Origin of the sequence: Photobacterium atrarenae, from assembly GCF_024380015.1 — a bacterium.
GTDB lineage: Bacteria > Pseudomonadota > Gammaproteobacteria > Enterobacterales > Vibrionaceae > Photobacterium > Photobacterium atrarenae.
Map to the genome: position 1 here is coordinate 1,677,446 of NZ_CP101509.1, position 14,447 is coordinate 1,691,892.

Genomic DNA, 14,447 nt, shown 5'->3' on the forward strand with positions numbered 1-14,447 from the left:
GACACATACAGCTACGCTCGCTTTTGTGTGTTGCTACGCTCCATATCATATAAAAACGCTCTCCGCAGTATGTGCCGGTGAGTAAGGCGTTAAATTACAGGAGGAAAATTTGAGTAAAACTTTAGATAGGGAAGACGGTGTAGAAATAGATCACGATACCAATGAAATTCTTCCTGCGATTAGAAAAGAGAATGATATCGAAGCTCTGAAAAGCCTGTTTAGGATAGCGCTCGCTACGAGAGATTTTGAAATCACACAATTGGTTCAAAGAAACAACTTTTTTATGATCTTTCAAGGCGTACTATTTGCTGGCGTAATGCAATCCGCTCACACAAAGCCTTTGGTTAGTTTCTTAGTTTGTGTAGTTGGCTTAGTTGTATCTTTATTTCAAGTAGGCATGGCAAGTGGTGCCAAATTTTGGCAAGAGTATTGGGAGGAAGCCTTAAAAGAAGTAGAGAAAAAACTGCTTTTTCGGCTGTGCGGGCCTGAAGCGCAGCGAAGCTACTTGCTTGCATTGTTTCACGATGACAGAGCGACATACAGGAAAATAGTATCGCGTAGGCTCAGTGGACATAAAGATAGTTTTATGTCTATATCATCATGGTTGATCATGAAGCAGTTTTCAGTGAGTCGAATTCCCATTTATGTTGGCCTCACACTATCGGTTGTTTGGCTAATTATGATCGCAGCTGTTGTTGATATCCAAGTATCAGGCTTTTCCTTTGAGATAATTGGTTTCTGAGAAATTGTAATTTAACAAATAAGGATACGTGTCGCGCAGCCGACACTTCTATCCGGGTGTTGAACAAGCCCGGACGGCCTTATTAAGCAAATTGCTCGGTTAGGATTCGGTGGGGGTTGCGCCCGCGGTTTTCTTCAGGGCGATCGCAGCCGGGAAGTGACCACAGTGTGTTTCACTTCAATGGGTTGGCGCCTGATTCAGTCTTGCGTTGGCTTCCTCCTCGTTGGTGATGCTACGCTATTCTCCTTATTCTGTTTGCCTTGCGGCTACCCCGTGAAAGCAACGCAAATCGCGACGGCGTCATTGAGGTCGTGATATTGTTTTGTAGATCAATGCCTTGCCTTGGTTATCCTCACCGTGGATACTGAAACGATGTTTGGCTAAATCAATGCCATAGACAGATGGTGATATGGTGGCCTCCGGTAATTAAGGGATCAGACTTACTAAGAATGGCAAAGCCTGATGAGGGGGAATCCATGTCATTCGTTAGCTGTTTGGAGGAAATAATGAATTCAAAGGAAGTCGTCCTAGCTTTTTGGGATGCAATGAACACTAATGATTTTGCTAAAGCTAGTGAGTGGCTTAGTCCTGATTTTGAAGGTTTCTGGCCTCAGTCTGGTGAGCTTATTATAGGCAGAGACAACTTTGCAGCTCTCAATTCCTATTATCCGGCCAACGGTGTTTGGGAATTTGAAATTCATTCGGTAGTTTGTGACGGCACAACAGTTGTTACAGATGTCTCAATTACAGATAGTGTCCAAAAAGCACGAGCTATTACGTTTCATACCGTTGAAAATGGGCTAATCAGTAAGCAAAAAGAGTTTTGGCCAGACCCAATGGAACCTCAAGAGTGGAGATCAAAGTGGGTAAAGGTTGTACAAGAATAAGCTACGCATCTAACAAATGACTATGGCGTCAATAGCTAAATTTACGCTGTTTTTGCCTACCTGACGTAATCGTGCAGCATCGCATTGAGGATGACACTATCCTCAACTGAGTAGACTAAGCGGCAACCTGATTGCCGCAGTTTGATTTGATGCATGTTGTCAGCACCGGAAAGCCTTGAAGTGGTACATATAGGTTTTCTAAGCGCCCAATCAGCTTTGTTATAAACTGTTGCTGCAGGGTAGAAGCAAGCTTTTTCCACTATTTGAGTGTGCTCTTTTTGAATTTAAGTTCATCCTCTCACCCTGTTATCGGGCCACTATCCATTGATTGTCGAGCTTAACTTGTTCAAATAATTCGAACAAGTTATTAGTCATGCTCGTGTTGTTGCATTTTTGTCGGTGGGTTAGCTTACTCACTAGGTCAATCATAAACATTAAGGGATAGAAATGACGGCATTAACAAGCGGTATACACCATGTAGGGCTAACAGTCTCCAATTTAGAAGCGAGCGCGAAGTTTTTCACTGAATTACTTGGTTGGAGCGAGGTGAAAAGAAATCCTGATTACCCTGCTATTTTCGTCAGTGACGGGAAAATTATGCTTACATTATGGTCTTCTAAAACGGATGCTCCGGTGTCTTTCGATAGAAAAACCAACGTCGGCCTGCATCACTTGGCGTTGCAGGTTGAAAGCGAAGGAAATCTAAATACCGTTTATGAAGTACTAACAAAAGCGGGTATCACTGTTGAATTTTCTCCGGAGTTAGTGAAAGAAGGGCCAGCAAAGCACATGATGTGTTATGACCCGAGTGGAATTCGAGTGGAATTTTTCTGGAGTGGAGTGTCGGAATAGTCATCATCGGTTTCACTTCAGTATGATTCGCAACGCGTGACATTTTTGTTGCGCGTTGTGTTTTGTGTTCCAGGAGATGACCGTGATGATCTTTGCTGCGGATAGTGATACTTTGTTCGGCCAAATGCCATAGACAGATTGTGATAGGGTGGCCTCCGGTGGTTTCGCCATTAGACTTCCCCTGTGTGGTAAAGCATGATGAGGGTGCATTTCATTCGTTATGTTCAAGGAGAAAAAGCACCATGCAAGGATTCGGAAATGGACTTGATGAGCAAGGATTTATTCAAAATGTTTACTCTCCAGAGTATATCCAACCTGAGTTTCAATCGGTTGTTGAGTCTGTAGTGAATGAATTGAGGCGTCGGCTCCCGAATCAGATTGATGGAATTTATTTATACGGTAGCGTACCTAGAGGTAATGCTGTTCTTGGTAAATCCGACTTAGATTTGTCCTTGGTCCTTAAGCGTCCAATTATCGAAAGTGATCGTGAGGTTTTCAAATATATATCTCTTTCGTTACCTCAATCTCATCCAGAGATTAGTAAGTTAGATATCGACCCTGGCTGTGTTGGTGAGGTCATGCAACCTCAAGAAATATACCACTGGCAATTTTGGCTAAAACATTGCTGTTGCTTCATTTGGGGGAATGATTTATCTCAACAGTTTCCACGGCAACGGCCAAGTATTGAAATCGCTAATGCGCTTAATGGGGATCTTCTTGAATTTCGAGACCAAATAGAGGGTCGGATGGAAGCAATGCATGCAGATGAAGTCAGTAAAGTTATAGGTAAAAAACTACTAAGAGCCGCCTATTACTTCGTCGCAGAAAAAGATGGAAGTTGGTATACAGACTTAGGTCAATGTTATCAAGTCGCAGCCCGGTATTATCCACATCTGAGTGATGAACTTAAAATGACTTACGAGTTAGCTAGTGGGTATTATTCATCCAAAGAGGACGCCATTCAACTCCTAGAGCAATTGAGTCAAAAGTTAACATCATGATCTTAACCTGGCGACTTTGTTACTCATTACCGATGGTCGGTGATCTTCTCTACCAGAGTATTGAACTGTTCTGCTTCATCATAAGGTTGATTGTTCTGACATCATAGAGGGGGGGGATGTCATACTTGACGACAGCACACTGATTACGGTGTAGTGGGGATTTCCGGTGGACTCAAAATCCCCCTGTTCCGGGCGGTATGTGAAAGGAGTATAAAATGGAAGCCAGCACCATCAAGAACGTTGTTTTCGACATCGGAAATGTAGTCGTCCGGTGGGCTCCACTTGAAATTACCCGGCTGACTTTCGGAGAAATTGACTCAGTTGAAGAGCGAGCTCAATCAATCTTTCAGTCTGATATTTGGTTAAATCTCAATAAAGGCTTTATCTCTGAGAGCGAAGCAAAATTTCACTATCAGAAAGTGCTTGGCTTATCTGAGTTAGAGTGCGAGCGTCTGTTCTACTATGTGAAGCAAACACAGTTACTTATCTATGGTTCTGTTGATTTAATCAAGCGTGTAAAAACAGCAGACTATCGGGTTTTTGCGCTCACTGATAATGTGCATGAAATAGTGTCCCATTTAAAATCGACTTACACGTTTTGGGATTTGTTCGAAGGTGCAACAGTTTCTGCTGAAGTCGGGTTGTTGAAGCCTCAACCGGAAATCTATCAATCACTGCTGACCCAATTTGGCCTTGAAGCTTCTGAAACTGTGTTTATTGATGACATGCCATACAATGTCGAAGGTGCTGAATCGGTTGGTATTGCTGGAATTCAGTTTGAAACCTCTGCCCAATGTGAAAGTGCTTTGAAAGCGCTAGGTCTGTCTTTTTAACAAATTGAACTTTCACAGAACTGCACGCCATGAGATGAACGACCAACAGTGAATAACATTCCATTTAATGCATGAAAACAAAAAGGAAGTGACGTGGAAGTCAGGTTGGGAAGACTGTCGGATGTCAGGTGCATCACTGATATCTTTAATTACTACATTGAACATACCAATGCTCGTTTCGAGACGGCGCTGCTATCTTATGAGAATCGACAAGCGTGGTTTTCTCAGTTTGCTGGCGATTCCAAGCATCAACTTTTTGTAGCGGTTGAAAATGAGAATATCTTAGGCTTTGCGTGCTCACAGCCATACAGAGCAACGTCGGCATTTGAAGATACGGTTGAAGTTACAATTTATCTGGCTCCTGAAGTAAAAGGAAAAGGGGTCGGTACGCTTCTGTATTCCAAGTTGTTCGAAACACTCGCTGAACAGGGTGTTCATCGTGCTTTGTCTGGCATCGCGCTGCCAAATGATGCCTCACTAGTGCTGCACAAGCGTTTTGGTTTCAGGGAAGTGGGTGTGTTTCAAGAGTATGCGAAGAAAAATGGTCAGTACATTAATTCGATGTGGCTGGAAAAAGCGTTTGACGTTGAGTTCGCTCGATAACAATAGGGGAGCGCAGTTAGCAGCCATCCTGATAGGTTGACACCATGCTTTGTGTAGCAAGTATGCTGACAATGAACTGATTGCTCGTATGATATTGGTTGTGTGAGAATGGTCCGAGATATTATCATGACTGATGGTTTGCGTTGAATCTGTGGCTATCCGATCTTTTTTAAATTTATGTTTATAACCATGGATGATGTGATTTTATGAGTAAATTTCAGTTCTTTTGTAAGCCGAGCACAAACCGGCAAGCGTTTACTTTTTTGAACTCGGCATCTGAGACCTTCCTGCAAGAAAAGGAACAATTGTTAGCACAAGGGTTTGAAGTCGAGAATGAATTCATTTATGCCGATACCGAATCTGAAGCCGTCGAGAAATTTAAGTCCGATTACCTCTGGGCGATTGAGGAGTATACGATATCAAACCCTGCGTCCGGTGTATTTTATCAACTGGTTCAGTTAGCTAAATATATTTCCAGCATCTTCCGGAAAAGGAAGTGATGCTACGCACTTGGCACAGGCTTTTCGTTGTCCAGTTGCCATGAATTATATCGCTTGGGCCTGAACGGTCGTGCTGCTTTGGTTTGAAATTGTTGTGGTATGGTGCCTTTGGCTACTGATCTTTGGCGATATATGCTGTGCAACACAGAGGTGGAAATGGATATTTTAATAGAACAGGAAGTGGCGCTGCATCAATTCGAAACTCGCCAAAATAGAGATGAAGTGGCCCGGTTGATTCACCCCAGTTTTAGGGAAGTCGGCCGATCAGGCACAAGTTTTGATTTCAATAGCATTCTTGAAATGATGACGGAAGAGCAGGCTTCTAGCGGTTATATTCATTCACAGGATTTTGAGCTCATTCAACTGGAAGCCTCAGTATATTTACTGCTTTACAAATCAGCCTGGGTGGATGAGGCTGGGAATGCAGGTCACTTTTCTAAGCGATCTTCCATTTGGTCATTTACAGGTGAAAACTGGCAGTTGAAGTACCATCAGGGGACGCCTTGCGAAGAGTTTGAATTTTTCCCTTAACATCAAGCGCGCTGAAGGAAGGGATTTATCACACGGAAAACGGAAAGCATAGAAGTGACAGTCAGGTACTGAGGTGCTTGGTTTTGAAAGTATGCCTTTTGTGAGTGCTGTGCAAGGTTAGGTTACTGGCACAGAAAAATGCCGCAAGCATCAGGCTTGCGGCATTTCAGGGTTACTTCTTCAGCTTGGTGACTTTCGTCCGGCTTTTATTCAGCACGGCACGGCGAAGGCGGGCACGGCGCTCGGCGTCAGACTGCTCGCTCGGGTTGTTGGTCCGGCCACGGCGGTCACGGAAAGCTGGCTTGGTGTGCATTTTCTCCAGCAGGGCGTCACGGCTTTTAGGCTCATAGCCTGCCAGCTGGATCCGACGAATGCGTTGTTTGATTAGGTTTTCTACCTGAACCAACGTCAGCTCTTCTTCGCGGCTGACGAAGGAGACAGCGTGGCCTTGCTGACCGGCACGGCCGGTGCGGCCAATCCGGTGCACATAGTCTTCCGCCAGGAACGGCATGTCGAAGTTCACCACGTGCGGCAGCCCCTGAATATCCAGGCCGCGGGCAGCCACTTCGGTGGCGACCATGACGCGGGCTTTCCCTTCCTTGAACTCATCCAGCGCGCGGCGACGGGCACTTTGTGCTTTATCGCCGTGGCACAGTACGGCTTTGATACCGTCCAGTTTCAGCTCTTTCACCAGTTCGTTAGCGGTTTCTTTGTAGTTCACAAACACCAGCACCTGTTGCCAGTTTTTCTTGCCGATCAGCTCCGACAGCAGTTCGCGTTTGCGCTCCTGGTCGACCGGGTAGACAACATGGGCCACGGTCTCAGCAGTGGCGTTTTCCGGGCTGACCGAGATTCGTTTTGGTTTGCGCAGGATCTCATTGGCCAGTTTGTTCATCTGGCTTGAGAATGTGGCTGAGAACAGCATGGTTTGCGGCTGGCTGCGGATATCGCTCATGATACTCCGGATGTCGGCGATAAAGCCCATATCCAGCATGCGGTCGGCTTCATCAAAGACCAGGAATTCGAGGTTGGCCAGGCTGACATTGCTCAGATCCATATGCTCCATCAGTCGACCCGGAGTCGCGACCAGGATATCCAGACCTTGCTCCAGTTTTTTCTCTTGTGATGCCATTTTGGTGCCGCCGTAGATAGCCGCAACCTTCAGGTCGGTGTATTTGCTGTAGTCTTCAATGTTCTTGGCGATTTGGGCAACCAGCTCACGGGTCGGCGCAAGGATCAATGCGCGAACATTAAAGCGGCTACGCTGCTTCGGGGTGTCGAGGATCTGCTGGATAATCGGCAGTGAGAATGCTGCCGTTTTACCGGTGCCGGTTTGCGCGTTGGCAAGAATATCGTGTCCGCGACGAGCGTGTGGGATCGCTTGTTGTTGGATAGGGGTTAATTTCTCGTAGCCACACTCATCGAGCGCGCGCACTATGTCCTGAGAAAAGTTTTGTGATGCAAATGACATTCTTTGTTCCTAAAGCAGACGGCTGAGTCTGACAAAAATATGGTCGCTGATTATAGAGGAATAATTGTAGCCTGTGGGGAGAATTTCATGTGATTGGCGGATATTTGCCCGTATTGACGGCTTTTGATGGCTTATTGGTGCGGATTACGGTAAACCAACGGGCTTGGTGGATTATCCGGATGGTTGTGACTGCAACGGGCTGAAAGTTCAGTAATTGTAAATGAGATCACTTCTCACCTTCATGGTTTTCGGTAACATTCGGGAGCGTTAAGTCAAAGGATAAAAAAGATGGATGTAAGTCGTCGCGAGTTTTTAAAGTTATCAACCGCCATTGCCGGTGCTATGGTGTTGCCGGCCTGTACGTTGAATACGGCCCGCCAGACACAAGACGGGTATTATTATGAACTGACTGCGGAGCCGGCGACGGCGGAGCTGGTACCCGGGTATCAGACTGACGTGCTGGGTTTCAGCGGACAGATCCCGGCCCCGACCATTCGGTGTCGTCAGGGTGAAAAGGTTACCATCCGGTTCACCAATAAGCTGAATGAACCGACGACGATCCACTGGCATGGGCTGCGGATCCCGATTGAAATGGATGGCGTGCCGTTTCTCAGCCAGCCGCCGATCATGCCTGGCGAAACCTTTGTTTATGAATTCACCCCACCGGATGCCGGAACCTTCTGGTATCACCCGCATATGAACAGTGTGGTTCAACTGGGAATGGGGCTGGTCGGGGCGATTGTGGTCGAAGAAGCCGAGCCGGTTCAGTTTGATGCTGAGCAAGTGATGCTGCTCAAGCATTGGCATCTGGACGAACAAGGTCGCTGGAAACAGCTGATGGTGCCAAGGCTTAGCGCCCGCATGGGGACGCCGGGCGAATGGGGAACCGTGAATGGCAAGCATGAGCCGACCTACGAGTTGCCGCAACATGCCATGACCCGCCTGCGTCTGGCAAATGTCGACAACACCATTACCTATCCGATTGCGGTTGAAGGCATCCAGGCCTGGATTGTCGCGATTGACGGTAATCCCGTCCGGGAGCCGATGAAGCTGGAACAGCATAAAATCGGGCCGGGAATGCGCCTTGATCTGGCGGTTGAAGCGCCGGCAGCCGGTCAGGCGTTCCAGGTGGTTCAGATGAAAGGGCGGTTTGCATTTCCGATGGCGACCTTCCGCTCGGTCGGCTCAGATCTGGTTCCGGGTAAGCTGATTCCATCCATACCTTTGAACCCGATCCCAGCTCCGGATCTGGCCAATGCTGAAGTACGTCACTTTGTGTTCGAATGGGAAGGGGCGGTGACGCCCGCTAGTGCGAATGGCAAGACGGTGCCGAAGTTCTGGCTGATGAACAAGCGTGCCTGGGAAGGGATGAGCAAAGCAAATATTCCGGCGCCGCTGGCTTCGCTGGAGCAGGGCAAAACCTATATCTTTGATCTGAAAAACGTGACCCAATATCATCACCCGATCCACTTGCATGGCCATACGTTTACCGTGCTGGAAATGGATGGCAAGCCAGTGGAGCCGTTCCATACTGATACGGTGTTACTGGGGAAAAACGGCCATGCCAAGGCTGCGTTTGTTGCCGATAACCCGGGGCGCTGGATGTATCATTGTCATGTGATTGAACATATGAAAACCGGCTTGATGGGCTATATTGAAGTCGCTTAACTGGGATGTGTTGACGTTTCTGAAGGTTGCCGGATACGCCATCATATTGGTGAAAAGCACTGCAAACACGAACGTCAAACCGGATCTGATGAAGTTCGCTCGGTATGAGCCGTGAAAAGCCGGTGTATCCGGTATATACTGTCAGCCGGTCAGCCCAGCGGCATATATCTGGGTTGAAAATGCGAATGTGAAGGTAGCAGCATGAATTTAAAGCAAGAGCTTCAGCGAATGAATAACCGTTTGGATAAGTTACGCCGTAAACGGGCTGGAGCGAAAGAGCGGGGCGATGAGGCGATTGCCGCGCAGGCGAGTGAAGAAATTGAAACGCTGACAAAAAAACTCACCAAGGTGAAGAATCAGCAACAGCGTCAACTCGCCCAAAAAGGGACCGATGTGAAATCGCTGCCGTTCAAGCGAGCACTGACCAAAGCCGAGCAGGCTGATATGGGTAAACTGAAAAAATCTGTCAAAGGTCTAGTGGTGGTTCACCCGATGACGGCACTTGGCCGTGAAATGGGTATCACGGAAGTGACAGGTTTTGCGCCGAAGGCGTTTTAATTATTGATAGATACTATTAAGCAGTGCCAGAGGTAAGGCTTCCGGCACTGCTTTTTATTTTGAATACTGGGCGGGTGTGCTTTGGCATGTTTGAGCAAAAGTTGACCACCTGCCTGGTATCGTGTCCAAACTCTGTAAAGAACAAGGAACCATTGAATGAAGCTGGCTGTTCTGGATCAAGCGCTGTTTGATCACCTTTACCAAGATATCCATGAATTCCGGACAACCTTTGATCTGGATATCGAAAATCCGTCCAGCCTGGATGATCAGGCCGATACGCTGCATACTTCTCTGGCTGTTGAAGAGATGACGGAGCTGGCTGAAGCGGATTCCTTGGTTGAGCAGGCTGATGCCATCGTCGATTCGGTTTATGTCCTGATGGGCCGTTTGGTGCATCTGGGTGATAAGCGTGTTGAAGACAATATGGGGATCAGCTACTTGATTGATCTGCTGCTGCAAATTGCACAGCGCCTGAATTTTGATTTCGTGGCCTGCTGGGATGAAGTGCACTCAAGCAACATGAGCAAAGTCTGCCGCAATGAGCAGGAATTTGCAGATACAGAAGCGCACTATGCCAAGCAAGATGTTGCGCTGCATGCGGTGAAAAAGGGCGAATACATTATTGCCAAGTGTGCGAAAGACGTGAATTTGGACGGTAAGGTCATTCGTCAGGGCAAAGTCCTGAAGTCAGTGTATTACCGTCCGGCGAACCTGGTGCAGCTGGTCACGCAGTAATCTCGTTTTTTCAGACGACAAGCAGTGGCTCTCGATCAACCTGGGCTGCTGCTGTCTGGTTTCTTTGCTTTAGCTTGATCACAAAAGCCCGTACACTACCCAGCCTGTATTTCTTTACCATCGGGTTTCATGGGCGCTTCTATCTCTAACTCTAATCATTCTTCTAAAGCATTCCCGGGCCTAGGCCGTCAGTTGTTCAACATGACCTGGCCGATGCTGTTCGGGGTTCTCTCCTTAATGAGTTTTCAACTGGTCGACAGTGCCTTTATCGGGCAACTCGGTGTTTTGCCGCTGGCGGCGCAGGGCTTCACCCTGCCAATGCAGATGGTCATCATTGGGTTACAGGTCGGCTTAGGGATCGCAACGACGTCCTTGATCTCTCGTGTACTCGGGGCTCAGGAGATCATCCGGGCCAAGCAATTAGGCGGGTTGGTTGTGCTGGTCGGGGCGGTAAGTGTGTTCCTGATTTGTGTGCTGATCTGGCTGCTGCGCGGCCCGATCCTGTCGTTGTTGAGTGCGCCGGCGGATGTGTACCCGGTGGTTGAGCAGTACTGGCCGATCTGGCTGATGAGTGCCTGGACCGGGGCCATGCTTTACTTCGCTTACAGCTTATGTCGGGCGAATGGCAATACCATGTTGCCGGGGATCATGATGATGGTCACCAGCATATTGAACATGGTGCTCGATCCACTCTTCATCTTTTACTGGGATATGGGCCTGGTCGGGGCGGCCTGGGCAACCATTGCTGCGTTTGGGGCCGGCCTGCTGGTGGTTTTCCCGTTGGTACTGAAACGCCACTGGATGAGCTTTCACTGGCAGGAACTGGATGTGGGTGCTTCGGTCAAAGAGCTGGTTCACATTATGGCGCCGGCGATGATGAGCCAGTTGTTGCCACCGCTGTCATCGATGCTGGCAACCAAGCTGGTGGCCGGGTTTGGCGCGGCGACCGTTGCGGCCTGGGCATTGGGCTCGCGATTGGAGTTTTTCTCGATTGTGGTGGTGCTTGCCCTGACCATGTCGATGCCGCCGATGGTTGGCCGCATGCTGGGCGCGAAAGAAATCGGTAAGATCAAAGCGCTGGTCGGCCTGGCGGTTAAGTTTGTCCTGATCTGGCAATTGGTGATTGCGGTGATTTTATTGGCAACATCGCCGCTCCTGACCGATTTGTTGTCCAGCGAAGCATCTGTCAGTGAGATCCTGGCGATCCATCTGACCTGGGTGCCGATCAGCCTTGGTCCGCTTGGGGTCTGCATGTTGATGGTGTCGATTTGTAATGCGCTGGTGCTGCCGATGCGCGCTTTGGTGATCTCCGGCTTGCGTCTGTTTGTCTGTTTTTTGCCGTTGTTGTGGATCGGAGCCCAGTGGGCCGGGATCCAGGGGCTGTTTCTCGGTGCGATGCTGGGGAATATCGCAGCCGGTTTGACCGCCTGGGTGCTCTATCATCAGGGGATCCGCAAAGCGAGTGCCAAATATTGCGCCCAGGAGCCGATTTAGAGCGGTTCTCAAGTGATGACTGTTGCGTCCGGCTTGACCGGGCGCAGTGCTATTTGGCTGGTTTAATGAAGAAAAGATCAGGATTGGATCACACCAGAGTCAACAGCAGCGGCGTTCCTTGCTATGATGCTGACTGAAAAACAAATAGAAATAGGATCTTGAGTTCATGGGCACATTTACCATCGACAATCAAACCATGCATTTTGTGGACAGGGGCGAAGGACCGGTATTGGTTTTTGGTCACAGCTACTTGTGGGACAGCGCCATGTGGGCACCGCAAGTGGAAGCACTGAGCCAGCACTACCGCTGTATTGTGCCGGACTTCTGGGCGCACGGTCTGTCTGACGCCCCCCCGGCAAAAACCCGTAGCCTGCGTGACTATGCCGACGACATTCTGGCGCTGATGGATCACCTGCAGATCGAGACATTCTCTGTGATTGGCCTGTCGGTTGGCGGGATGTGGGGCGCGGAGCTGGTGCTCAAGGCGCCGGCGCGTGTTCAGTCGCTGGTGCTGATGGATACTTTTATCGGCTATGAGCCTGAAGTGGCTCGGGATAAATATTTCGGTATGCTCGATAGCATCACCGAGCTTCAATTTGTGCCTGAGCCGCTGCTGGATGTGATCCCGCCGATGTTCTTCTCACGCAACGTTAAGGAAACCAATCCTGAACTGTTCGCGCAGTTCCGCCAGCGACTGACCGAGCTGAAAGGGCAGAAAGCGGTGGACATGGCTGCGATGGGCCGGATGGTCTTTGGCCGTCGTGACACATTCGATGATGTGGAACAACTAACCTTGCCGACCTTGGTGATGGTTGGGGCGGAAGATGGGCCGCGTCCGCCGCTGGAGTCCCAGCTGATGCATGATGCGATTGACGGCAGCCAGTATACGGTGATCCCGGCTGCGGGCCATATCAGTAACCTGGAGCAGCCGGACCTGGTGACTGCCCGGTTAACGGCATTCCTGGCCGAAGCGCTCAGCTGAGATTTCGTTGCGCAAGGTGGTAGCGTGGAACGCTAAGTTATCGTTCGTCAGTTATCGCTCAAAAGGCATCTCAGCCGGCCATGGCCTGAGGTGCCTGATTCTGCTGAATAAAAGCGATCGAATGCTGGTTAAATTCATCCGGTTGTTCGACATTGCAAACATGGCCACAATTTTCTAATTCAGTCAGGCGACTGTGCTTGTGCTGTGTGACCATTTCTTTCACCGGTTTAATGAACATATAATCATTGCCGCCCATCAGATACAGGGTTGGGATCGCCAACTCTTTTTCCTTGAAGTACTTCATCAGCGGGTTGACGTCCGCCGCCAGTTTGAACCAGCGTTTGAACTCTTTCTGGCACAATTTCCGCGCTTCTCGCACAAACAACAGGCGCGATTCTTTCTGGGTACGCTGCGGCATCACCACATAGGCAAACAGCTGATACAGCCACATATACGGAATGATGTGCTTGCATAAGTTTCCGGCCTGAACCAGCAGCTGCGAGCGGGTGTTCAGTCGGGTAACGGCGCCGCCCAGTACCATACTTTTCACCCGCTCCGGCGCAAGTTCTGCCAGGGTACGGATGATGATGGTGCCGAGGGAAATGCCGACAAAATGCGCCGACTGGATCTTATGATGATTGAGAACCTGGAGGATATCCTGAGTGACCGTTTTAAACGTGTACGGGTTCTTCATCATGTCCTGGAACATGGTGTTGGATTTGCCGTGTCCGCGTAAGTCCAACAGCAGTAAATTGAAATGTTGTTTGTAGGCTTTAATCTGCTTGAACCAGATAGAAGAGCTACCGCCGGCGCCATGAACAAAGACAACCCAATCTTTGCTGGACGGGTGGTGGTATGTTTTGTGAAACAACAGGGTATCTGACATTGGGGTCCTTAACTTGTCACGGCGATGCGAGATTGAACACAGCCGGGAAAGTCTAGCACAATCAGAGAAGCAGTTTTATGTGTGTTCGAGTGCGTATGTAAAAAGGCTAGCCCCCTTACTTGTCAGGTAAACGGGGGCAGTGCTTTGTCTGGGGGATTATAAAACCTGAATGCGATCGACCTCAATTTCCGGCGTCCGGCCGCCTTCGTATTCACCGTACAGGCGGAGTCGGGTAGAGGCATTGATGGCTTGTGGCAATTGAACGTCGTCATCCACTTCCACCTGAATTTCACCGGTGGCGTCGCTGAAGATAAAGGTGTCGGCATTGATTTGCTTTACCAACTGGCCTTCAACCACGGCATCCCGCTCGGTCAGCATCCCGGTATCTTGCAATAGCTCAGTCACAGTAACGGTTTCAACCGGGCCGTGATAGGACAGCGGTGTTTGTTTTGCCTGATCTGCCAGCACCAAAGCTGGGGTCATGATGGCGGCGGCGGTCAGGGCGATAATGGTCTTTTTCATGATGTTCTCCTCGTGTTGATGAGACCATTAAACAACAGGTGAACTGAATAAAGCGTGAGGCGTAAATTCATCCGGGGTTCATCCGATTCATTACTCGGCGCTAGTCAATGGATTGAATATTTAATTGACAGCCGAGGCGATAGCCATTAGGTTGAAAGCATGAAGACATTATTTAACCAACA

The 14,447-nt window shown here is 48.9% G+C and carries 16 protein-coding genes and 1 pseudogene; 13 read left to right on the forward strand and 4 right to left on the reverse strand.

Annotated elements, in window-relative coordinates; all coding sequences use genetic code 11:
- Positions 1 to 109 precede the first annotated feature (109 nt).
- On the forward strand, positions 110 to 742 hold the full coding sequence (locus NNL38_RS23475) for a RipA family octameric membrane protein (protein WP_255391290.1): 633 nt from the start codon (positions 110 to 112) through the stop codon (positions 740 to 742).
- Positions 743 to 1,248: 506 nt separating this feature from the next.
- The gene (locus tag NNL38_RS23480) at positions 1,249 to 1,629 is read left to right on the forward strand and encodes a nuclear transport factor 2 family protein (protein WP_255391291.1); all 381 of its coding nucleotides are present in this window, start codon (positions 1,249 to 1,251) and stop codon (positions 1,627 to 1,629) included.
- Positions 1,630 to 1,685: 56 nt separating this feature from the next.
- Here the strand turns inward: NNL38_RS23480 and NNL38_RS23485 are convergent.
- A pseudogene (locus NNL38_RS23485) lies at positions 1,686 to 1,921 on the reverse strand (type II toxin-antitoxin system RelE family toxin); the annotation flags it as partial.
- Between the two features lie 155 nt (positions 1,922 to 2,076).
- Here NNL38_RS23485 and NNL38_RS23490 point away from each other — a divergent pair.
- The 6 genes from NNL38_RS23490 (at position 2,077) to NNL38_RS23515 (ending at position 5,949) form a co-directional block, all read left to right on the forward strand.
- Entirely contained in the window at positions 2,077 to 2,481 is a 405-nt protein-coding gene (locus tag NNL38_RS23490; protein ID WP_255391293.1) for a VOC family protein, read from the forward strand.
- 242 nt (positions 2,482 to 2,723) lie between these two features.
- Positions 2,724 to 3,482 (forward strand): nucleotidyltransferase domain-containing protein, encoded by a 759-nt coding sequence (locus tag NNL38_RS23495; RefSeq protein ID WP_255391294.1) that lies wholly within the window; start codon positions 2,724 to 2,726, stop codon positions 3,480 to 3,482.
- Positions 3,483 to 3,697: 215 nt separating this feature from the next.
- Positions 3,698 to 4,315 (forward strand): HAD family hydrolase, encoded by a 618-nt coding sequence (locus tag NNL38_RS23500; protein WP_255391295.1) that lies wholly within the window; start codon positions 3,698 to 3,700, stop codon positions 4,313 to 4,315.
- A gap of 93 nt (positions 4,316 to 4,408) precedes the next feature.
- Positions 4,409 to 4,918, forward strand: a complete 510-nt coding sequence (locus NNL38_RS23505) for a GNAT family N-acetyltransferase (RefSeq protein ID WP_255391296.1) — start codon at positions 4,409 to 4,411, stop codon at positions 4,916 to 4,918.
- 206 nt (positions 4,919 to 5,124) lie between these two features.
- On the forward strand, positions 5,125 to 5,418 hold the full coding sequence (locus NNL38_RS23510) for a hypothetical protein (protein ID WP_255391297.1): 294 nt from the start codon (positions 5,125 to 5,127) through the stop codon (positions 5,416 to 5,418).
- A gap of 156 nt (positions 5,419 to 5,574) precedes the next feature.
- On the forward strand, positions 5,575 to 5,949 hold the full coding sequence (locus NNL38_RS23515; protein WP_255391298.1) for a nuclear transport factor 2 family protein: 375 nt from the start codon (positions 5,575 to 5,577) through the stop codon (positions 5,947 to 5,949).
- Between the two features lie 172 nt (positions 5,950 to 6,121).
- Here the strand turns inward: NNL38_RS23515 and NNL38_RS23520 are convergent, their stop codons facing one another.
- The gene (locus NNL38_RS23520; protein ID WP_255391299.1) at positions 6,122 to 7,420 is read right to left on the reverse strand and encodes a DEAD/DEAH box helicase; all 1,299 of its coding nucleotides are present in this window, start codon (positions 7,418 to 7,420) and stop codon (positions 6,122 to 6,124) included.
- A gap of 288 nt (positions 7,421 to 7,708) precedes the next feature.
- On the opposite strand from NNL38_RS23520, the gene NNL38_RS23525 reads away from it, so the two are divergent.
- From NNL38_RS23525 to NNL38_RS23545, 5 genes are all read left to right on the forward strand, one after another.
- Positions 7,709 to 9,088 (forward strand): multicopper oxidase family protein, encoded by a 1,380-nt coding sequence (locus NNL38_RS23525; protein WP_255391300.1) that lies wholly within the window; start codon positions 7,709 to 7,711, stop codon positions 9,086 to 9,088.
- 201 nt (positions 9,089 to 9,289) lie between these two features.
- Entirely contained in the window at positions 9,290 to 9,646 is a 357-nt protein-coding gene (locus NNL38_RS23530; protein ID WP_255391301.1) for a YibL family ribosome-associated protein, read from the forward strand.
- Between the two features lie 156 nt (positions 9,647 to 9,802).
- Positions 9,803 to 10,381: a nucleoside triphosphate pyrophosphohydrolase family protein gene (locus NNL38_RS23535; protein WP_255391302.1), complete on the forward strand. Its 579-nt coding sequence runs from the start codon at positions 9,803 to 9,805 to the stop codon at positions 10,379 to 10,381.
- 129 nt (positions 10,382 to 10,510) lie between these two features.
- The gene (locus NNL38_RS23540) at positions 10,511 to 11,875 is read left to right on the forward strand and encodes an MATE family efflux transporter (RefSeq protein WP_255391303.1); all 1,365 of its coding nucleotides are present in this window, start codon (positions 10,511 to 10,513) and stop codon (positions 11,873 to 11,875) included.
- 166 nt (positions 11,876 to 12,041) lie between these two features.
- On the forward strand, positions 12,042 to 12,857 hold the full coding sequence (locus tag NNL38_RS23545) for an alpha/beta fold hydrolase (RefSeq protein ID WP_255391304.1): 816 nt from the start codon (positions 12,042 to 12,044) through the stop codon (positions 12,855 to 12,857).
- Between the two features lie 70 nt (positions 12,858 to 12,927).
- On the opposite strand, the gene NNL38_RS23550 is transcribed toward NNL38_RS23545, so the two are convergent.
- Together NNL38_RS23550 and NNL38_RS23555 are read right to left on the reverse strand one after the other, a co-directional pair.
- Positions 12,928 to 13,743, reverse strand: coding sequence for an alpha/beta fold hydrolase (locus NNL38_RS23550; protein ID WP_255391305.1), 816 nt, complete (start codon positions 13,741 to 13,743; stop codon positions 12,928 to 12,930).
- A 156-nt stretch (positions 13,744 to 13,899) separates the two neighbouring features.
- Positions 13,900 to 14,265: a YgiW/YdeI family stress tolerance OB fold protein gene (locus tag NNL38_RS23555; RefSeq protein ID WP_255391306.1), complete on the reverse strand. Its 366-nt coding sequence runs from the start codon at positions 14,263 to 14,265 to the stop codon at positions 13,900 to 13,902.
- Positions 14,266 to 14,447: the final 182 nt, after the last annotated feature.